Raw genomic sequence first — 21,297 nt, 5'->3', positions numbered from 1 at the left:
TGAGCCGAGAGTTTTAAATATATGTCATTAACGGATTTCTTTTCCCCTATAAACCCTGATAGTTTTACACCCAAACAAGGATTTTTTACAAGCCAGCTGGGGTTAAAAGCGCAGATTTACACCGAATCGTTCCCCGATTTTGAGGAGCATACCTACGATCTGGCAATTTTTGGGGTGCTTGATGGAAGAGGCGCCGTTAATAATGAAGGTTCTGCCCTGGCACCCGATTATTTTAGAGAGAAGTTTTATAAACTCAACGAAGGTGCTTTTAATAGCAGAATTGTCGATTTAGGCAATATTAAACACGGTGCAACCATTGCCGATACCTACATTGCCATCAAGATGGTGGTTTCGGAACTGATTAAAAAAGACATTATTCCGATCATTATTGGCGGTGGACAAGACTTAACCTATGGCCAATACCTGGGTTATGAAGATTTAGAGCAAAAAGTAGATCTGGTGGTTATTGATAACCAATTTGACATTGGCGATGACGACAATGAGGGAATTGCTACCCGATCTGACTGTTACCTGAACAAAATTTTCCTGCACCAGCCCAATTACCTTTTCAATTTTAGCAATGTGGGTTATCAAACTTATTTTGTAAACCAAGAAAGTTTGAGCGTAATGGATAAATTATATTTTGATGTACACCGTTTGGGGGAATTTGCTCAGGATATTACCTTAACCGAGCCCATTATCCGTAATGCAAACATGATTAGCTTTGACATGGGCGCTATCCGTTCTGCAGATGCAGCAGCAAATGCGAATACCACGCCAAATGGTTTTGATGGCGAAGAGGCCTGTCGTATTGCCCGTTATGCCGGCATGAATGATAAGTTGACCTCAATTGGTTTTTACGAGTTTAATCCGGCCTATGATAATAACGGACAAACTGCCTTCTTACTTGCTCAAATGGTATGGTATTTTGTGGATGGATTTTATGCCCGCAAAAAGGATTTTCCGCTTACACCGAAATCGCAGTTTATGATCTATAGAACCAGTTTAAAAGACGGTTCGGGAGAAATGATGTTTGTGAAAAGCAAAAAGTCAGACCGCTGGTGGATGCAGGTCCCTTACCCTTCAGGGCAATCTAAAAACGAACGCTACCATCTTGTGCCTTGCAGATATGATGATTACCAGACTGCTGTTAATGGCGAAATGCCCGATTTATGGTGGAGAACCTACCAAAAATTAAACTAAACTTATGTGATTTCAAAGTAGGATTAGAAAAACCCTGTTATGATAGAGAATGCTATTGAGCGTTAAATAATTAAACGAATAAGTCTATCATAATTTTACACAGCTATTTACGTTTTAGCGGTACAGATTTCTATCTTTGGACAAGATTAAACTAACCTCATGAAACATCATGATTTTCAAAATCAAAGTAAAATCAACAAATCATGATAACCTCATCACCAATAAAAAAAATATACAGATGAAAAAAATATTATTATCTGCAATGGCACTACTGCCTCTTGCAGCATTGGCACAGAAGCCATTTACAGTAAGTGGCGACATAAAAGGATTGAAAACCGGAGATAAGGTTTATCTGATCTATCAGGGTGATGGCAAAAATATCACCGATTCTACAACTGTAACAAATGGCAATTTTGCATTTAAAGGAACATTGCTGAGCCCTGTACAGGGAAGTCTTTTCTTAAACAAAAACCCTTACGTAAACCGTCCGGCGCAGGGTGAGAAATTAGATGCTTTATCGCTATATATAGAGTCAGGAAATATAAAGCTGGCCGCAGCAGATTCTTTAAAGAAAGCAACAATCACTGGTTCACCAGTTAATGACGATGCAAAGAAATTAAAAGCATTAACTAAACCTGTAGCAGATAAACTTGATGCAATTAATGCAGAATATGCAGCCTATACACCCGAGCAAAAACAAGATAAAGCTGTTATGGGCGCTTTAGGTGCCCGCTATGAAAAAGAAGCTGCTGGAATGGCTCCATTATTATTACAGTATGCCAACGGCAATCCAAAATCTTTTATCAGCTTAAGCGCAATTAGCCAATTGGCAGCAGATCCTGATCAGGCAACAGCAGCAGAAAAAGCTTTTGTTGGATTATCGCCAGAACTGAAGGCAACTACGACAGGTAAAAAAATTGCTCAAATATTCGATGCTGGAAGAAAAACCGCTGTAGGTGCCATGGCTATGGACTTTACGCAAGTTGATACTGCTGGCAAACCTGTTAAATTATCCGATTTTAAAGGTAAATATGTACTGGTAGATTTTTGGGCATCTTGGTGTGGACCATGCCGTCAGGAAAATCCAAATGTGGTAGTGGCTTACAACAAATTTAAAGATAAAGGCTTTACTGTTTTGGGTGTTTCTTTAGATGGAGGAAATACCAGAACTACCAAAGCAGCGTGGCAGAAAGCCATTGAGGCTGATAAGTTAACCTGGACACATGTATCTGATTTAAAAGGCTGGAGCAATGAAGTGGCTCAAATGTATGGCATTCAATCAATCCCAGCTAATTTCTTGATTGATCCAACAGGTAAAATTATTGCAAAAGGATTAAGAGAACAAGCTTTACAAGATAAACTTCAAGAATTGCTGGGAAGCAAATCGAAATAAAAAGCATTCAAAACAAATAAAGCCTCAATTTTGATTGGGGCTTTATTTGTTTGTACGAAAACGTATTATGCAGATTTTAAGAAATCAAATACGTTAATGAAATAATTTTCAAGTCCTTCGTAAGGATCTTCTCCTGGAATCCATGATGCAAATTTCCAGTATTCCCAATCTGCATTTTCGATTATGGGCGGGATTAGAAGAAAATATTGCTCTTCTCCTAAGCCGGCAACAATAATGCTTCTGGCCAGTTTAATGGCTACTTCTAGCAACTCATCATTTTCTGTCCAGATCTCAATCAACTGCGGATCCACATCCTTTAGAAATGCGATATCGCTTGCTTTTGAAAACGATGGATCAACGTGTTCATTTGGCGTAGTAAATCCATTGGTAATCAACAGAAATTCTTTATAATCCGTTGGAAGCGTTACGCCCAATCTTACTTCAGCTTCTTGTATTTCGGCTAAGGTGGCAGGTTGATTGCCTAGCCATTTTGTTTCGATCTGTTCGGCTGTAAAACTAAACTCTCCTTGTTTAATTGCGATTTCGGAAATCTTTTTGAGTATTTTTTTCAACTTATATTTTTTTAAATTAAGTCAAAACCGATATCTTCTCTGAAATATTTGCCATCGAAATAAATTCTGCCAGCATCAGCGGTTGCTGATTGTAAGGCAGTAAACAAATCTTTTTGCAAACTGGTAATTGCAATTACCCTTCCTCCATTTGTTTTTACCACATCATTTTCTAACAATGTTCCGGCATGGAACGCATTAGAGTGGCGTAGGTTTTCAATTCCGGTAATGGCTTTACCTTTTAGGTAATCGCCTGGGTAACCACCTGCCACAATCATTACAGTAGCAGCTGTTTGCTCGGAAATAACCAAACTCACCTGGTTTAATTGTTTGTTGGCAGTAGCTAAAAACAACTCTACCAAGTCGTTTTCAACTCTAGGGATCACACTCTCTGTTTCAGGATCGCCCATACGTGCATTGTATTCGATTACAAATGGCTCTTCTCCTACTTTTATCAGTCCGAAGAAGATGAAACCTGTATAATCAATATTATCTTTCTTTAAACCCTCAACTGTTGGCTTAATAATCCGCTCTTCTACTTTAGCCAAAAATTCTGGTGTGGCAAAAGGAACCGGTGAAACTGAACCCATACCACCAGTATTTAAACCGGTATCGCCCTGGCCAATCCGTTTATAATCTTTAGCTGAAGGCAGTGTGATATAATTTTCGCCATCGGTTAAAATAAATACCGAAAGTTCTATCCCGCTTAAAAATTCTTCAATTACCACTGTTGCCCCAGCTGCACCAAATTTACCGCCAAGCATCAGTTTTAATTCTTCCTGAGCCTCGATGGTTTCGGTACAGATTAACACACCTTTACCTGCTGCCAAACCATCGGCCTTTAAAACAACCGGTAAAGCATGGTTTTGCAAATAAGCCAAGCCATCTTCTAAAGTTTCGGGTGTGAAAGATTTTGAAGCCGCAGTTGGAATACCATGGCGCTCCATAAACTGTTTAGAAAAATCTTTACTCCCTTCTAGAATCGCTCCTTCTTTTTTAGGTCCGATAACTGGAATGTGGGCAATAGCTTTATCAGCAAGGAAAAAATCGTGAATACCATTTACTAAAGGTTCTTCCGGACCTACAACAACGAGTTCGATGTTTTCGGTAAGCACTACTTTTTTAATGGCGTCAAAATCGTTTACATTGATGTTGATGTTTGTACCATAAGCTCCTGTACCACCGTTACCTGGAGCAATAATTAGTTTATTGCAGTGCGAAGACTGGCTCATTTTCCAAGCGAATGTGCTTTCTCTGCCGCCTGACCCTAAAAGTAAGATATTCATATCGGCAAAGATAATATTTTACCATCAAGTAGCCCAGTATGAAGTGGTAAGACTTTACGATAAAGTACTTTTGAACTAAACTACTCAGTATTTAAAAAAAATAAAGAGGAATACGGAGCTAAAATATGCCCAAAGAATAGAAAACATGGCATGGACGGTGGTTTCGAATAGCTTACCTTTCCACAAATCCCTGGAGTAAACAAAAAACTGAATAAAGAATCTGGTAGTCCAAAATAAGCCCAAACCGAGCGATATCTTTCTTCCAAGATCCGTCTGTATTAATTCGTTTGATGAGGTTAAACAGAGTAAGCCCATTAGAAATACGGTAAGCGCAACAAAAAAGGTATGCACCAGCATCATTTGTCTGTTTATTAAACTCAGCAATTTAAGTTCACTTTCCCAATTAAAGTATCTCGGAAAAATAATGTGAACAAGTGCCAATGCAACCAGAAGAGCACCAATTATTAATATGTGTATTTGCATTTAAATCAAGGGCAACAGTTAAAAACAGACATAAATGGCGTGAATTTCGTTTCAGACAAAGAAGAAAAACCTGCTGTTTTAAATGCTTTTCGCCAAACTCTCCCTGAGAAAAAATGTGTAAAACCAATAGAAAAAGCTATAAAATTGGGCAAATCCCGTAAATGTTCTACCATAATTACCTTACCTGTTGGTTTACACAACCGATAACATTCCTTTAAAAAAACAATTCTCTCTTGCTGTGATCTTATTTCGTGGGCAGCTGACAACAGGAATATAATATCAACAGATTTATCGTCCAAAGGAATAAAATCTGCGGATATCTGTGCTGTACCAGAAAACATTAAACTTACTTTCCTTGCCCTGATTATTGCCTGCTCAGTATGTTTTTCAGGATTGTAAAAATCGAAAACCTTTAAAGTTGCTTGTGGAAAATGACTTTCAAGAATGAAGCTTGTTTCATCAAAACCGGCATTAATATTTAGGATTAAATCTGGATTTGAATTTGAAATACCAGTTTTTTTTAACCAATCGAAATGATAATAGCCAGAAAAGTCGTAAACATATGCAGATACGATTAAGGGCATTAAAAGACCATATAGAAAAGCTAAAATAATTATCCAAAACAGGACACCAGGCCATTGCAATACTATTTGGCTAACTATCACTAACAATAAAGCAATGAGACCAAATATGTAAAAATGCCTGTTAAAACTTAAAATGTTCAATACGCCCTGAAATTTTCTTCTTTTTACTTCCATTTTTCAATTTTTCCTCTTTTCCAATAATAAGGGATGTTTTGAATGTCAAAGGCATTTGCTAAAATCGGTCCATTTAGATTCAATGAATTTAAAAACCCGAAGTTATAACTGGCGATTTTTATGGGAGCTGGTTCCCAGTTTTGCCTAACCCCTTCAATAATCAAAACTTCTCTGTTTTTTTTGTTGTAAGTAAATGTAAAGGGCAAAGGTCCTGCAAATCTTCTGGCTTCCTTCCAATCGGCAAATGGCGAATCTTCGGGCAAGGCAACGTCATGATCTGTTTTATCGATTACGATTTTAAAATTAGAATTGGTTGAAGTAATTTCTTTAGTATTTTCTCTGTCAATTAGCGATATATCTGTTGTGGTATAATTGTAATGAGTAAAAATATTGCCCATAAATTCCATTTTCTTTTTATTCGTTTCTGATTTTAAAATATACAAGCCGCGAAGATTTTTTCCGGCTTTGTTTGTATAACGCACAAATACGCGATAACCAATAAGAAAAAAATCGTTACCCATAAATTCAGGAAAGCCTTTTGGTCGCAAATTTTTCGTCTGAACCATAGCGATAGCAATGAAAGCCCATTTATCTTCAAAGGTATCCAGTGTTAAACATTCCGGAATAAGGTGTTCTAATTCTGCTTTTGGAACAGCAAACGTTAATACTAGAGCGTTTTCAAAAAATGCATCGACTGCGAATGGGTGGTTTTTCAGAAATGAGAACATAATGCCTGTTGCGTTATTTTTTGCTAAAATAAAACCCATTGATAAACACAACCAGAATAAATATAAATGCAAAGAGCGAATTAAATTTGCCCCAAAGCAACAGATCTGGTGCAAGTATAAATTCGATGGTGTTCATCGTCGCGACTATTACAATCTGAACAATAGCATTTAGTTTGGTTTTGAAACTGCTCAAAATCCAGATTGCCATTAAAATTTCTGATATGCCGATAAGAACTGTAAAGCTATGGCTATAGGCCGGCAATAGAATTCTGGCAACGATCTGCTCATGGCGAGGCACAAGACCTAACACTTTGCAAAACAATCCGTTTGCAAGCCAAACCAATGCAATAAACCAGGTAAGTATTCTTTGTGGTAATAATTGATTACTGCGATTGATCACATTTATCATTCTGCTTTACTTGGCGCTTCTTGTCATTTGTTCGAGCATATCCCACATTTCGTTCGGGATTGCTTCCAAACCATTCATCTGGCCTGCTCCCTGTAACCATTCGCCACCATCAATGGTAATTACTTCGCCATTAATGTATCCAGAGAAATCGCTCACCAGAAATGCAGCTAAATTGGCGAGTTCCTGATGATCTCCAACTCTTTTCAAAGGTACACGGTTTTTGAAATCGAATTTTTTGGCTAAATCACCAGGTAATAAACGCTCCCATGCGCCTTTAGTTGGGAATGGACCAGGTGCAATTGCATTGGTGCGAATACCATATTTACCCCACTCTACGGCCAAAGATCTTGTTAGTGCTAAAACGCCACCTTTTGCACAAGCCGAAGGCACAACATAGGCCGAGCCTGTAAAAGCATAAGTGGTAATTATATTTAAAACTGTTGCCGCTTGTTTTTCCTTAATCCAGTGTTTACCAAAGGTAAGTGTACAGTTAACCGTTCCTTTTAAAACGATATCGATAATGGATGAAAATGCATTGGCTGATAACCGTTCGGTTGGAGAGATGAAATTACCCGCAGCATTATTCAATAGTACATCAACAGAACCAAATCTTTCTAAAGTTTTGGCCAATACATTTTCTACCTGTGCTACTTCTCTAACATCACAGGCAACTGCCAATACTTTGCCGCCTGTTTTTTCTTCCATTTCATCGGCAGTTTTTTGTAGTACATCCTGTTTTCTGCTTGTGATTACGAGGTTGGCTCCCAATTTCAAGAAATATACGCCCATTGCTTTCCCTAAACCCGTTCCTCCACCTGTAATTACAATGGTTTTTCCTTTTAAAGCGTCTTCTCTGAGCATTGGTGCATTATAACTGAACATAATATATTGGTTAACTGGTTAATTGTTGAGCTTTGTTAAAGCTAAATTGCTGGGAATGGTTAATTGTTTTAAACTGGTTAACCGTGCTGTAGTAATGCTCAGTTGTTTAAACCGAGTAATCTACTCCAAACGCACAGCTCCGAACTCCAAACTTATTTCCGCTGCAGGTTAGCTAAAATTGTTTTTAAAATATGGCGTGTTGCCGGCGACCACCACTGTGCTAACATTTTTTCTAAAGTAGCAGATTGATCTGCGGTTACTGCAGCAATTAATTCCTCACGGATATTTAATTTGCTTTGCGACCAGGTATTACTTTCGAGCTCCATGTATTTCTTAATCTTACGCTCTGCAGCCGTTAACAAACTTTCATTTTTCACAAGTTCGTCAACCAAACCGACTTTTAAAGCTTCTTCGGGACTGTAAAGTTTACCCGAAAGTAAACTGCGACTGGCTTCAGCCTTACCTAACCAAAACGCATACAATTGAAAAATACTATTTGGCACAATAATACCTACCGGCACCTCATTTAGTCCAATAATGTATTGTCCTTCTGCCATTACGCGATAATCGCATGCCAATGCCATTACGCATCCACCGGCCGGGCTATGCCCACTAATTGCGGCTACCATCGGTTTTTTAAATGAAACCATATTGGCGGTGAAACCTAAAAACAACTGCCAGAAAGATTTAGCTTCTTCTTCGTTGTAGTTATAAAGTTCTACTAAATCCAATCCGGCAGAAAAGAAAGGTGCTGTACCGGTTAAAATTACACCGCCAATATTATCATCGCCGGTAATATTTCTAAGCATATCGTCAAGCTCGGTAATCAATTCACGGTTTAAGGCATTCGATTTACCTCTATCTAACGTAATAGTTGCCAGGCGATCTTTAACACTTACTTTTATTGTATTCATATTCTAAATAGTATCAAGATTTGAAATCTAGTATCATGATAAATATACCGCAACATAAACTATGCATGCATACTAATTCAAATTTATCTATTTTTCTCTATTTAACATCATAAGTGTAAACTTTTCTTGCCAAATGCCCGATAGCGTCTATTCCTTCTATTACTACACGGTAGGTTCCAGGCTCATCTGCATTATAAAATTCGAATTGTGCTTTTCCATCTTTATCTGTAACAACCTGTGGATTCCAATAAATAGTTGTTCTTAAATCGGCCCTGCTACTTGAACTTGCCGCATCATATTTCGGCGAATAAAACTCTCTTGAAATCGTAAATCCTTTTGGATTAAAGGTTACAATTCCAGGTGCATAACGAGCGGTACTTCTTCCCCCGTCACCACGTTTAGTAGTGATAATAATTACACCTCCTCCTCCCCGCGAACCATAGATTGCTGTATTTCCTATACTTTTTAAAAGCTCGATAGATTCTACATCGCTAGGAACAACATTATCCAGAAAATCAGCTTCCATCTGCATACCATCAACAATAATCTGTATAGGCGTTTCCTGACTACGCATAAGGTAAGGTATATTGCCCCTAAATATTACTCCTGGTAACCGCCCTTGCAAACATTGTGAAAGGGTAACACAGGTAGATAGCTGATCAGCTGTCATTACGAAATCGGCTCTTCCTGCACCATTTAGGTTGGATGAGTTTTTCGCTGGGTTTTTCTTTTCGGTAATGGTTACTTCTTCGAGTTTAATGGTCCGCTCCAGCAAGCCTAAACGGGTCATCTCATTAAAATAGTTATCGCTTTCTTTAATATACTTCATCAAAGTATTATTCACATTGATATCTACATCGGCTCCATTTTTATTCCTGGTTACAATCTGCCCGGGAACGATATCAAGATTAATATCTACAAACTTCCTTTCTGTTTTAGTTCTTGCCTGAACAACAAATTTTGTACTATCGCCAAAACTTAAATTATCGAAAACAAATTTTCCTTCGGCATTGGTTACCGTATCCAAAATGTACACCGTTCCTTTTGTAGCCATTAGCATTACCTTACCACCAGGCACAGGTTTATTGCCCTTCATTACCGTTCCGCTAATGGTAATAGACTGCTCGGGTTTATAGGTTATATTCGGACCAACACTATTGATAATGTTTTTCCAAAGAAATCTTCTCCAGCCTTGGGTAAGCATTAAGTTATCGAGTTCCTTTTGTGTTTGAAGATCATCTTTTAAAAAATAGTGATTGGGCTTTTCTACGTATCCGGTTAAATCGGAGGTAAGCAACAACGAAGTGAGAATATTCGACTCATTATTTTCATCAGGTGTTACTTTTGATGCATTGGTTACAGCAACCGAAAAACTACCTAAAATGGGTTTATTAACATTAGTCGCATCGAAAGTAAAGGCTGCTTTTCCTCTTTTTGAACTAGAAACGCCTGATGTGTTAATCGATACGTCTATTAATTCGGCCTTGTTATTAATAAAAACCAACCGCTCTGCCAAAGGTTGATTAGTACTTGAAAATAAAGTAAACTGCACAATACCAGTTGGCAGGTTCTTTTTTGGAATATTGGCCACTAGTACCTGTTTATCCATTTTAGCTTTCGAGCCATAATATACATTGCCACCATGCTGCGCCACAACTTTTAGTTCATCGCCATTCACAAGATCGGCACTGGCCATAATTTTAATCACCACTTTACCTGTATCTAAAGCATTTACAGAAAGTGCATAAGCACTTTTAACGGCCACAGGTAATTTCAACGTTTTTTCTGATCCATCCTTAAATCTAACTTTTGCCGAATATGACTTACCGGCCTGATTGTTAAACACAAAGTTACCCATGCCTAAATAATTGGTGGCAAAACTGGTTACTTCATTTCCACCTTCATCTACAATACTTCCTTCTACATCTTCGCCGCGGCCATCGGCATTAACAGCCTTAATGGCAATCTTTTGCGGCAATTCTTCAACAAGCGTCCCCCCTTCTGGCATAAACTGTACATCAACATTGTTAGAAGTGGAAGTTATGGGGATAGATTTGATTACTTTTTGTTTATTATCCAGCGCGATGGTCGCAATAATTTTCCCCGATTTATTCTGGAAAGATTGATTGTTTGTGAAGCTAATTACCGCATCACCTGTTAAACTTGTTTTAACTTTACCCTTTGTAACGGTACGATAATCTAACTGGACCTCATAACTCACTTCATTTTCACTGTAAGCCACGCCATTTTTATCTTCGAAATGAACAGTTGCCGTTACTTTATCTGCATTGTTCTCTTTGGTAAAACTGTAAGAAGTTTTTGTAAAAACTTTGTTAGCCCAGCTATTTCCGATCTTAATTGTCTTATCGTAAAAAAATTCGGTGCCAAAATTCCGCATGTAATTGGTATAGGCCCTAATTCTATAATTGCCCTCACCAAGTGAATCTGTTAACTTAAAATCGCCCCAGGTAATACCTCCCATAATAGGTAACTTAACCAGTTTTTTTAGCGAATCTTTTTCATTTATCAGCTCCACATACAGGATCTTACTAATGCCCGAAGGGGCCGAAGTTTTGGTATTTACAACATAAGCTTTGAACCAAATATCATCGCCAATGGCATAGTAAGGTTTATCTAGGTGAAGGTGAACTTTTTCTTGTGGGTATTTACTGGTGTAATCTTCGAGTTTTTGCAAGAGCTGACTAAATGGATCATCATCCATTTTAAATGCGGCTAAAACAATAAGTAGAGATAGAAAACTGATTGCGAGAGTAATTTTGAGTTTCATGTGGTTGGGTAACAAATAAATATGTGTCAAGGTACAAAACCTAAGGCATATTTTTATGAAGATACCATGAAATTTAGTTTCAATCTAAATTTTTAGTTCACAGTTAAAAAAACACATTAATTTATCAATATGGATTTGAAAAATGAAGGGTTCAGTGTGCTTGACCTTATCCGCCCGTTGTTCATAAAACCCAACAGCAACCATAGCACAAAGCTTTCATTTCCAAAAGAAAAATATTCTTTTAGGCTATTGATTTGGAAATGAGAGATTCTGATCACCTGGCCTCACCAGCCCCGCTTTTGTTTCTGCCGATGAAAAATCGGCATTCACGACAATCGGGTTTGGGAACAATGTTTGGACCACGGAGAACAGACTGCCAATCATAAACCCGACAGTAGCGGCGGCTCCCGATTCCTTCTATCGGGACCATAGCGAATGGCGGGGCTAAAGCAGCCATAGCACACTCCCTTTCATTTCCAAAAAAAGAAAAAGATACCAGTTTTCAATTGGCTGTCGGCAGTTAAGCAATCTCTAAAACTTATTCTTCCACATCATACTTTCTACCGGTCTGGTGGTTTTGTTGTTGTACTTGGCATTACCTTTTGAATTGTACATCGTTTCGATCTTACCTTCAACAACAAAATAAATCAATTGGCCAATAGGCATTCCGGCATAAATTTTTACAGGTTGTGCTACTGATATTTCTAATGTCCAGGTATTACAAAAACCAACATCGCCTTTACCTGCTGTTGCATGGATATCGATACCTAAGCGGCCGGTACTGCTTTTACCTTCTAAGAAAGGCACATGTCCGTGTGTTTCGGTATATTCTAAAGTAACACCAAGATATAGTGTACCTGGATGAAGGACATAACCATCTTTAGGGATTTCAAAATGTTCAATTTCATTGTGCGCTTTCGCATCAAGCACACGGCTTTTATAAGTAGCCAGGTATTTCCCTAAGTGCACATCATAAGAGTTGGTTCCTAAACATTCGCGTTTAAAAGGCTCAATGATGATTGTTCCCTTCTCAATTTCTTCTAATATCCTGCTATCAGATAATATCATTTTTATACGTATTTTTGGCCTAAATTATCATTTATTTAAGATAATTTTGCATGTAATCTCCAATTTAATCAATGCCAATAATTTACAATAAAAATATTGATCAGCATTCTGTTTTAGCAATTTGGAAAATTGAAGAAACGGAGGAAGAATTGTTGGCCGGACTGCAGCTTAAGCAGCATGAACATGACATTATTTCTTCATTAAACAGCGGCAAGCGGTTACTGCACTGGTTAAGCACAAGATTACTATTGAGAACAATGCTTAATACAACCGAGTATATTGACTGTCAGTTTGATGAACATGGCAAGCCCTATCTGGTTAACTTCGACTATCATATTTCGTTAAGCCACTCTTATGATTATGCTGCCGTAATGATTAGCAAAGATCATGCGGTAGGTGTCGATATCGAACTGATTAAGCACAAGATAAAAAGCATTAAACACAAGTTTTTAAGCGATGTAGAACTTGCCCAGAAACAGATTGGTGATAATACCGATGGCTTATATGTTGCGTGGTGCGCTAAAGAAGCTATTTATAAGTGGCATGGCAAAAAGGGTTTAGAATTTAAACAGCATATCCATATTAAACCTTTTAAGTTAAAAAACGAAGGCTCGCTAAATGCATTGGTAGAACTGCCAACAGGTACGCGAGAGCTGACCGTTAATTACTTTAAAACCAAAGACAGTTACATGTTAGGCTATGTAGCCAGCAATTCTTAAAATAAATGGAGATGAACGAGACAGTGGAAAAAGCAATTGCAACAGATTTAAAGCCAACTATTTTTACAGACTGGGGCTTAACAGACTATCAGCAAGCCTGGGATAAACAGGAAGATCTGCTAAATAAAACGGTGGCCATTAAAACAGAAAACCGTGTAAACAGCACCAATAAGCCTACCCCAAACCATCTTGTATTTTGCGAGCACCCACATGTTTACACCCTAGGTAAAAGCGGGCATCCCGAAAATTTATTGTTGGATGAGCAGGGATTAAAGGATAAACAGGCAACCTACTATAAAATAAACCGGGGCGGCGATATTACTTATCATGGTCCGGGGCAGCTAGTGGGCTATCCTATTCTTGATCTTGATAATTTCTTTACCGACATCCATTTATATCTGCGAACGCTGGAAGAAGCCGTTATCCTTACCTTAAAAGATTATGGGATAGAAGCTGGCCGTTATCCTGGTTTTACAGGGGTGTGGTTAGATGCCGATAATGAAAAGGCCCGTAAAATATGCGCCATGGGGGTTCGTTGCAGCCGTTGGGTTACCATGCATGGTTTTGCCTTTAATGTAAATGTAGATTTAGATTACTTTAAAAATATTGTGCCATGCGGTATTGATGATAAAGCCGTAACTTCTTTAGCAAAAGAGCTGGGCTATCATCTCGATATGGAAGAGGTAAAAGGAAAATTAAAGAATCATATTGCCGAGCTCTTTAAGATGCAGCTGATTTAGTTAGTTGAATAAAACTAAACCAAATGCTAATTCGTAGATTAAACTATGAAGATTTTATTAAGCGCCATTTTATTTTCTTTCTTAACTTCGGGCTGCACAAAACAACAGCCTATGCCTATTGAACCAGTGATCGATCGAACAACAGCTTCACCAAATGGAGAAGGTAATTTTACATATCTGGCACTTGGCGATTCTTATACGATTGGCGAATCTGTTAAACGGGCAGAGTCTTTTCCTTACCAGCTTCAAAGTTTATTAAAAGCTCAAGGCAGCAGTGTAGCAAATCCAAAAATTATTGCGGTTACCGGTTGGACTACCGATGAAGTCCAGGCGGGTATAAAAAAGGAGAATTTAACAGGAACATATAGTTTTGTTACACTCTTAATTGGTGTAAACAATCAATATCGGGGTTATCCGATAAATACTTACAAAAAGGAATTCACAGAATTGTTACAAACGGCAATCGCTTTTGCCGGAGGCAACAAGAATAAAGTTTTTGTAGTTTCTATTCCAGATTGGGGCGCTACGCCCTTTGGCAAAAACTCGGGGCGAAACCCACAAACGATTGCGAATGAAATCGACAGCTTTAACGCTGCAAACCAAGAAATCACGCTTTCAGTTGGCGTAAACTATACCAACATTACCCCCGCATCTCGAAATGCTGCAACAGATTTATCGTTAGTGGCGAGCGATGGATTGCACCCAAGTGCTAAAATGTATACCGAATGGGCAACCGCTTTATTACCAAAAGTGGCCAATGTATTGAAATAATTAACTATTTGTTTATGCTGTTTTTAAATTAAAAAATATATTTTAGTTCAACTATTTAAATTAATCACCTTTAAAAACAGTAAATTATGAATGAGTATGAATCAAGCGGAATAGCCGCAGGTATTGGTCTGGTAGGCGGAATTATTTACCTGGCGGTAATTGTCCTGATGATTGTGGGCATGTGGAAAACTTTCGAAAAAGCCGGCAAACCAGGCTGGGCTGCAATTATTCCCATTTACAATTTAATTATTTTACTTGAAATCATTGGCAAACCAATGATCTGGATTTTATGGATGCTTATCCCCTGCGTAAACATTGTATTCGGAATCTGGGCAACAAATCTACTGAGCAAGAGCTTCGGCAAATCAGAAGGTTTTACTGTTGGCTTAGTTATTTTTCCTTACATTTTTTGGCCAATTTTAGGTTTTAGCGATGCTAAATATTTAGGCCCATCAGCAGCAGAAGCACAAAATGGTGGTTTTGGTAATAACCCATTCAACAATCCAAATAATCCATTTAACAAACCATTCGGCAATCAAGACACTCCAAACGATACCCCTCCACCGGTAGTTTAATTCAAGGATGTTTATCATATTTATATTTTGCAGCTTAATCAACTTTGTTGATTGGCTGCAAAATCATTTAATTACCTGCCCGTTTAAAGCACTAACCGGAATCGATTGTCCGGGTTGTGGTTTTCAAAGATCTTTTATCGCCCTTGTTCAAGGCGATTTATCAAAAAGCTGGTCGCTTTATCCACCCACTATCCCCTTGTTGTTTTTATTTATCTCAGCTGGCTTATTATATAAATTCCAGATTAAACAACGTTCCTTTATTTTTAGCGTGTTGGTTATCGTAATCGGTAATTTTGTAATGATCAGCTATGTACACAAAATGTTTTTTAGCTAAACACTCATATTAGCGGTAAGGTGATTATAATCTTTTAACACTGCCTCTAAAAACTGTAACTCATTCATTCCACTCGGAATGGTTACAAAAATGTGTTCTTTGGTTTTAGCTGCCATGGCATAAATCAGATCGGCATTCCCAGTTTGGTAGTAACCGGTTAATACTTCATGAATAAGTTCTATGTCTCTATCGTTTAAATGCAAAACCTCCTTAAACTGCGGTTCATATTCTTCAGGTAAATTAAAACTAAATGCCACGTTAGAAAATTCGGTTCTTGGTTTAGTTTTAATCAGCGTTGTTTTAGCAAGTATATCGCCCAATCGTTGATGATTTTTAGTAACCGCTACCGAAACCAGTGCCACAACTCCCCAGCCAAATGGGAATCCGAAATCAATCATCCGAAATAACCACCTAAAAATATACTGCCCTATGGTTGGCTGTGTACCATCAATGCTAATTACTTTAATCTTTAATACCTTCTTTCCTAAAGTCTGGCCATCCATAGTGATTTCGCAAACCAGGTCGTAGAAAGCAAAAATTGCCAGAAAAATAAAGAAAACAACTATTGCAGCACTTCCCGACATCGCCATTTGTGCAGCACCCATTACCACTAGCGTAATTATAGCGAGAATTAGAAATCCAGCCAGATCAATACACCTTGCAGCTATACGCTCGCCAAGGCCAGCAATTTCGTAATCGATATCAATATTTTGAGCAGTGCTAATTCTGATGCTATCCATATTCAAACATAATTTTTTTTAAAGGTAATAGCTATATGTCAATCAGTAATTTTTTTTAAACTAAAGTTTTCTTTTATTTTCATATTTAGATTGTTCAGCTATGTATATTTGTTCAAACTGGTTAAATGATTTGAAAATAATGTTGGTTTCATTTCCATAAAAAATTAGCTATTTTAACCCGAGATTTGGTAAAGCCTTTAAATGAGAGAAGCATTATTTGTTAAACAGAATTCGAAGAAGTGGCAACATTATGATTCCATGCAACAGGCAAATCCTGATGAAGTGGCCAATCAGTTTATCGAAATCACTAACGATTTGGCTTACTCAAAAACGTTTTATCCAAATTCGAAAACAACAGCTTACCTCAATGGCTTAGCCTCTAAATTACATCAATCCGTTTACAAAAACAAAAAGGAAAAATCGAACCGCTTTGTTCATTTCTGGAAAACCGAACTCCCCTTAATATTTCGACAACACAGAAAACAGATATTTTATGCATTGGCATTTTTCTTGGTTTCTTGTGCCATTGGTGCTTTATCGGCAAAATATGATGATACTTTTGTGCGATTGATTATGGGCGATGGTTATGTAAACATGACAAACGAAAACATTGCCAAAGGTGATCCGTTTGGTGTTTACAAACAGAGTAATGAGTTTATGATGTTTATGCAGATTGGGACTAATAATATTTATGTTGCCCTATATACCTTTGTTTTGGGCATTATATTTTCATTTGGCTCTATTGTTTCGCTATTTAGAAATGGAGTGATGCTCGGCTCATTTCAATATTTCTTTTTTAGTAAGGGCCTGGGCTTTCAATCGGTTCTGGTGATCTGGATTCACGGTACATTAGAAATATCGGCAATTGTTTTGGCAGGCGCGGCCGGTTTAATTTTGGGCAACAGTCTTTTATTCCCCAAAACCTATACCCGTATGGCTTCAGTTTTAAAAGGGGCCAAAGATGGATTAAAAATTGTAATTGGCCTGATACCAATTTTTATAGTTGCGGCTTTTTTTGAAAGTTTTGTTACACGACATACTGAAATGCCTGTGTGGTTAAGTATGTTTATTTTATTATCTTCTGCAGCTTTCATTATTTGGTACGTATTTATATACCCCATAAAAATATACAATAAACAAGCAACACTAAATTAACATGCTAGGGAAAATTGAATTTAAGAAAAGAAGAGATTTCGGGCAGGTGATTAATGACACCTTTACCTTCATGCGTCAAAATTTTAAGCCCCTCATTAAAATATATTTTACATTTTGTGGCCTATTTGTACTGGCCAGTATGTTAACCATGTTATTGCAACAATACAAAATGGTTAACATCATCAATACCATCGGTAATGGAGAAAACACCAAAGGCTTAGGTTTTTCAGCTTTATATGGATTAGAATATTTCTTATCTATTTTATTCTCTTTAGCAACATATGCCAGTATGAGTGTCGCCATACTTTCTTATATCGCCATATACGTGCAGAAAGGGAACCAAACACCAACCACCGATGAGGTATGGGGATACTTTAAATATTATTTTTTCAGGATTTTTGGCAGTTCCCTTTTATTAATGTTGATGCTCGGTGTAGCCATGTTATTCTGTGGGGTGCCTTTCTTCTGGCTACTTCCTTATGCGGCCATGACGCTTCCGATAATGGTGATCGAAAATGGTTCTTTAGGCTACTCCTTTAGCCGAAGCTTCAAAATTATAAAAGATAATTTCTGGATTACTTTTGGTACGCTGATCGTGGTATGGATTATTGTTTATGCCTGTATGAGCATGATCATTTTACCTACAAGTTTATTTAATATGATTGGTATGTTTACACATAAAACGCCACACATGTCTTTAACACTTACCATGATTACAACAGTTTTACAGTCATTATGCCAGGTATTTACCATCATCCCAATCATTACCATTTCATTGGCCTATTTCAGTTTGGTTGAACAAAAAGAAAGCACTGGCTTAATGGAGCGGATTTCTAATTTTGGCAATACCGAAAAACCGATTGATACCAGACCTGAAGAATATTAAAATGCAGCGTGCTCTATTCCGATATCTTCTTGTTTCGCTTTTGTTTTTTATCCCGGTAATCAGCAAAGCACAGCTGGCTAAACCTAAGCCTGTAACCGCTATAATTAAAACAGATAGCAGTAAGGTTGTGGCCTCAAAATTTGATAAAGAGGCCATAAACAATTATAAAGAACAAAAAGAGTTTCAATACGACGAAATAGGTCAGCAACAATTATCATTATGGGACAAATTTTGGTTATGGTTTTGGGATATAATCGGCGAACTGTTTCAGGGAGCAGCATCAAACATTTTTTCTAGGTATATTTTTATCGGACTTGGTGTTGCGCTGATCATATTTATCGTGGTTAAAGTTATTGGTGCAGAAAAAATCTTCGCTAAAAAATCGAAAGAAACAATCCTTCCATACGATGTAATTACCGAAAACATTCATGAGATAGATTATGAAAAGGAATTACAACGATTAGTTGCCGAAAGAAAATTCCGTTTGGCAGTTAGGCTTTTGTACTTGAGGGCGCTAAAAAAATTGAGCGATGCCGAAATTATTCAATGGCAGCCCGATAAAACCAATTATAATTATTTAATGGAAATTAGTAAGCCAGAGCTGAAAAACGATTTTAGCCAGCTTACCCTACAGTTCGATTATATTTGGTATGGCGATTTCCCTATCGATGAAGTGAAATTCGACCCTATTAAGCAATCATTTAACCAGTTTAACAACCAGATTAAATGAAAGGCTACAAATTATATCTGATTATCGGTTCCATTCTAATTTTGGGTTATTTAATTGCGCAGTATAATAAGCCTACACCAACAAACTGGGCGCCAACATATGCTACTAAAGATAAAATCCCTTACGGAACATATATTTTATACAATAGAATTAAAGATATTTTACCTTCGGCAAGTATTCAACAGTCGAAAACTGCTGTTTACACTACGCTAAAATCTAAAAAATTCAATAAAACCGCTTACATAATCGTTGCGCAAAAGACAGACATTAGCAAAACGGATCTTGAACAGCTGATAAAATACATGCAAGCAGGTAATGATGTATTTATAGCCACTTATGATTTAGGAAAAATAAGGAAGGAACTTAAGGTGCAAACTTCTACCGCAATGTCTCCCGAAGGAAGTACCTTAAATTTCACCAATCCAGAGCTAAAAACTGATGCAAACTATGGTTTTGAAAGAGGAATCGGCAGCCAGTATTTTAGTAAGGTAGACAGCAGCAAAACAACAATACTTGGCGTAAATGGGAAAGGCCAGCCTAATTTTATCCGTTATGCTTACGGAAAAGGCAATCTCTACCTCATCGCAGAACCTGGTTTTTACACCAATTTTAACCTGCTGGATAAATATGGCGCAGAATATGCCGCTAAAACCTTGAGTTATTTACATAGAAATAAGCAGCTCATTTTCGACGAATATTTTTCTGCGCAAAAGAACACTGCTACCGATATGCTCAGGGTGTTCTTTAAACATCCTGAACTGGAGTTTGCATACTATCTGGCCATTTTTAGTCTGATAATTTTTGTCTTGTACGACATTAAGCGCAGGCAAAGAATTATCCCGATCGCAGATCCGCTTACTAACTCTTCACTGGCCTTCGTTAATGTGGTGGGCAGTGTTTATTACCACGAGCGGAACAACCTCGATATAGCCTTAAAAAAGATCAATTACTTTATGGAGTACTTAAGAACCAGGTATTACCTAAAGACCAACGATATCGACAGCAAATTTGCTCAGGTGCTAATAGAAAAAACAGGCATTAACGAAGCGCTGGCCAAAACCCTGACTAAACATTTTATTCAAACGCCAACGATGGGCGATTTAAGCGATACCCAATTGATTAATTTAAACGAAAGCATAGAACAGTTTTATAAAAATACGCAAAGCAATGGAACAAGAACAGTTTAACCCGCGCACCGATTTAAGCGCCTTAAATGAAGCTGTAAATCAAATCAGAAATGTACTTGGAGATATCATTATCGGCCAAAAACAGGTTATTGATTTCTTAATTGTTGGTTTGCTTGCCGATGGGCACATCTTAATTGAAGGAGTACCCGGTGTAGCCAAAACGCTAAGCGCTAAATTGCTGGCAAAATCTATTGATGCACAATTTTCAAGGGTTCAGTTTACGCCCGATTTAATGCCATCTGATGTTTTAGGAACTCCGATTTTTAATACAAAAACAGGAGATTTCGAATTCAGAAAAGGTCCTATTTTTGGCAATATTATTCTGGTTGATGAAATTAACCGTGCACCGGCAAAAACCCAATCGGCCTTGTTCGAGGTGATGGAAGAGCGCCAGGTAACTATAGATGGCCATACCTATATCATGGACGACCCTTTTATGGTATTGGCCACGCAGAACCCGATTGAGCAGGAAGGAACATATCGCCTACCTGAAGCACAATTGGATCGGTTTTTATTCAAAATAGAGGTTAAATACCCTTCGTTAGCGGAAGAAACTGCGATTTTAATGGCTCAGCACACTTTAGTTAATAAAACATTATTAAACGATGTAAAACCAGTATTGTCTGTTAAAGAGATACAAGAGGCTAGAGCAATCATCCGCAATTTGTTTGTAGAGCCAAAATTATTGGAGTTTATCGCCAAAATTGTAAACGAAACCCGCAACAATTCATCACTTTATCTGGGCGCTTCGCCAAGGGCATCTTTAGCAATTGTACACAGTGCAAAAGCTTTCGCTGCCATTCAAAACCGCGATTTTGTTACACCTGAAGATATCATTGCCGTTGCAGGCCCTGTATTAGCGCACAGGATATTGTTATCACCTGAAAAAGAAATGGAAGGATTAACCACAAGCGATATTGTTAATCAGATTATTAAAAAAATTGAAGTACCTAGGTAAGTCCGAAGTCTTGAGTCAGGA

At 37.7% G+C, this 21,297-nt stretch carries 22 protein-coding genes; 12 read left to right on the top strand and 10 right to left on the bottom strand.

The features are described 5' to 3' along the window. Positions 1-21 precede the first annotated feature (21 nt). Together ACTJKN_RS11465 and ACTJKN_RS11460 are read left to right on the top strand one after the other, a co-directional pair. A complete protein-coding gene (locus tag ACTJKN_RS11465) occupies positions 22-1,203 on the top strand; it encodes a formimidoylglutamase (RefSeq protein WP_029274474.1) in 1,182 nt (393 codons plus the stop codon). A gap of 238 nt (positions 1,204-1,441) precedes the next feature. Further along, complete coding sequence (locus ACTJKN_RS11460) at positions 1,442-2,596, top strand: redoxin domain-containing protein (RefSeq protein ID WP_440825086.1); 1,155 nt, start codon at positions 1,442-1,444, stop codon at positions 2,594-2,596. A gap of 65 nt (positions 2,597-2,661) precedes the next feature. Here ACTJKN_RS11460 and ACTJKN_RS11455 read toward each other — a convergent pair whose 3' ends face one another. The 9 genes from ACTJKN_RS11455 to dcd form a co-directional block, all read right to left on the bottom strand. Further along, positions 2,662-3,168, bottom strand: a complete 507-nt coding sequence (locus tag ACTJKN_RS11455) for an SMI1/KNR4 family protein (protein ID WP_440825084.1) — start codon at positions 3,166-3,168, stop codon at positions 2,662-2,664. Positions 3,169-3,179: 11 nt separating this feature from the next. Continuing rightward, the gene (purD, locus tag ACTJKN_RS11450; RefSeq protein WP_440825082.1) at positions 3,180-4,451 is read right to left on the bottom strand and encodes a phosphoribosylamine--glycine ligase; all 1,272 of its coding nucleotides are present in this window, start codon (positions 4,449-4,451) and stop codon (positions 3,180-3,182) included. A gap of 488 nt (positions 4,452-4,939) precedes the next feature. Further along, entirely contained in the window at positions 4,940-5,518 is a 579-nt protein-coding gene (locus ACTJKN_RS11445; protein WP_440825080.1) for a class I SAM-dependent methyltransferase, read from the bottom strand. A gap of 164 nt (positions 5,519-5,682) precedes the next feature. Further along, complete coding sequence (locus ACTJKN_RS11440) at positions 5,683-6,459, bottom strand: DUF2071 domain-containing protein (protein WP_440825078.1); 777 nt, start codon at positions 6,457-6,459, stop codon at positions 5,683-5,685. Next, positions 6,434-6,820 carry a DoxX-like family protein gene (locus ACTJKN_RS11435; RefSeq protein ID WP_440825076.1) on the bottom strand — a complete coding sequence of 129 codons (387 nt, stop codon included), beginning with the start codon at positions 6,818-6,820 and terminating at the stop codon, positions 6,434-6,436. Before ACTJKN_RS11435 ends, ACTJKN_RS11440 begins: the two co-directional genes overlap by 26 nt. Before the next feature lie 15 nt (positions 6,821-6,835). Continuing rightward, positions 6,836-7,711 carry an SDR family oxidoreductase gene (locus ACTJKN_RS11430; RefSeq protein ID WP_116249187.1) on the bottom strand — a complete coding sequence of 292 codons (876 nt, stop codon included), beginning with the start codon at positions 7,709-7,711 and terminating at the stop codon, positions 6,836-6,838. Positions 7,712-7,863: 152 nt separating this feature from the next. After that, entirely contained in the window at positions 7,864-8,625 is a 762-nt protein-coding gene (locus tag ACTJKN_RS11425) for an enoyl-CoA hydratase/isomerase family protein (RefSeq protein ID WP_440825073.1), read from the bottom strand. A 97-nt stretch (positions 8,626-8,722) separates the two neighbouring features. Further along, positions 8,723-11,413, bottom strand: a complete 2,691-nt coding sequence (locus ACTJKN_RS11420; RefSeq protein WP_440825071.1) for a TonB-dependent receptor plug domain-containing protein — start codon at positions 11,411-11,413, stop codon at positions 8,723-8,725. A gap of 531 nt (positions 11,414-11,944) precedes the next feature. Then, on the bottom strand, positions 11,945-12,481 hold the full coding sequence (gene dcd, locus ACTJKN_RS11415) for a dCTP deaminase (protein WP_215129483.1): 537 nt from the start codon (positions 12,479-12,481) through the stop codon (positions 11,945-11,947). Positions 12,482-12,552: 71 nt separating this feature from the next. On the opposite strand from dcd, the gene ACTJKN_RS11410 reads away from it, so the two are divergent. The 5 genes from ACTJKN_RS11410 to ACTJKN_RS11390 all read left to right on the top strand — a co-directional run bounded on the left by ACTJKN_RS11410 (position 12,553) and on the right by ACTJKN_RS11390 (position 15,620). Then, positions 12,553-13,200 carry a 4'-phosphopantetheinyl transferase family protein gene (locus ACTJKN_RS11410; RefSeq protein ID WP_108197253.1) on the top strand — a complete coding sequence of 216 codons (648 nt, stop codon included), beginning with the start codon at positions 12,553-12,555 and terminating at the stop codon, positions 13,198-13,200. An 11-nt stretch (positions 13,201-13,211) separates the two neighbouring features. Further along, complete coding sequence (gene lipB / locus ACTJKN_RS11405; RefSeq protein ID WP_440825069.1) at positions 13,212-13,940, top strand: lipoyl(octanoyl) transferase LipB; 729 nt, start codon at positions 13,212-13,214, stop codon at positions 13,938-13,940. Between the two features lie 45 nt (positions 13,941-13,985). Further along, positions 13,986-14,711: an SGNH/GDSL hydrolase family protein gene (locus ACTJKN_RS11400; protein ID WP_440825067.1), complete on the top strand. Its 726-nt coding sequence runs from the start codon at positions 13,986-13,988 to the stop codon at positions 14,709-14,711. Between the two features lie 86 nt (positions 14,712-14,797). Further along, positions 14,798-15,286 (top strand): DUF5684 domain-containing protein, encoded by a 489-nt coding sequence (locus tag ACTJKN_RS11395; RefSeq protein ID WP_131028241.1) that lies wholly within the window; start codon positions 14,798-14,800, stop codon positions 15,284-15,286. Positions 15,287-15,293: 7 nt separating this feature from the next. Beyond that, positions 15,294-15,620 carry a DUF2752 domain-containing protein gene (locus tag ACTJKN_RS11390; RefSeq protein ID WP_440825065.1) on the top strand — a complete coding sequence of 109 codons (327 nt, stop codon included), beginning with the start codon at positions 15,294-15,296 and terminating at the stop codon, positions 15,618-15,620. Here the strand turns inward: ACTJKN_RS11390 and ACTJKN_RS11385 are convergent. Beyond that, positions 15,617-16,360, bottom strand: a complete 744-nt coding sequence (locus tag ACTJKN_RS11385) for an RDD family protein (protein ID WP_440825063.1) — start codon at positions 16,358-16,360, stop codon at positions 15,617-15,619. The two genes, ACTJKN_RS11390 and ACTJKN_RS11385, sit on opposite strands and share 4 nt — an antisense overlap. Positions 16,361-16,561: 201 nt before the next feature. Between ACTJKN_RS11385 and ACTJKN_RS11380 the strand changes: the two genes are divergently transcribed. Genes ACTJKN_RS11380 through ACTJKN_RS11360 form a run of 5 tightly spaced genes read left to right on the top strand, consistent with a single transcriptional unit; the run spans position 16,562 to position 21,276 of the window. Next, complete coding sequence (locus ACTJKN_RS11380) at positions 16,562-17,515, top strand: stage II sporulation protein M (RefSeq protein WP_440825061.1); 954 nt, start codon at positions 16,562-16,564, stop codon at positions 17,513-17,515. Position 17,516: 1 nt separating this feature from the next. Next, a complete protein-coding gene (locus ACTJKN_RS11375) occupies positions 17,517-18,401 on the top strand; it encodes a hypothetical protein (protein WP_440825060.1) in 885 nt (294 codons plus the stop codon). Position 18,402: 1 nt separating this feature from the next. Next, positions 18,403-19,131 (top strand): DUF4129 domain-containing protein, encoded by a 729-nt coding sequence (locus ACTJKN_RS11370; RefSeq protein WP_440825058.1) that lies wholly within the window; start codon positions 18,403-18,405, stop codon positions 19,129-19,131. After that, complete coding sequence (locus ACTJKN_RS11365; protein WP_440825057.1) at positions 19,128-20,318, top strand: DUF4350 domain-containing protein; 1,191 nt, start codon at positions 19,128-19,130, stop codon at positions 20,316-20,318. Before ACTJKN_RS11370 ends, ACTJKN_RS11365 begins: the two co-directional genes overlap by 4 nt. Next, positions 20,299-21,276: an AAA family ATPase gene (locus ACTJKN_RS11360; RefSeq protein WP_440825055.1), complete on the top strand. Its 978-nt coding sequence runs from the start codon at positions 20,299-20,301 to the stop codon at positions 21,274-21,276. Before ACTJKN_RS11365 ends, ACTJKN_RS11360 begins: the two co-directional genes overlap by 20 nt. Positions 21,277-21,297: the final 21 nt, after the last annotated feature.

The sequence above is a fragment of the Pedobacter sp. 22163 genome, assembly GCF_052045595.1.
GTDB lineage: Bacteria > Bacteroidota > Bacteroidia > Sphingobacteriales > Sphingobacteriaceae > Pedobacter.
The sequence above is the reverse complement of the archived record's forward strand: the minus strand, read 5'-3'. Positions and strand labels throughout refer to the sequence as shown.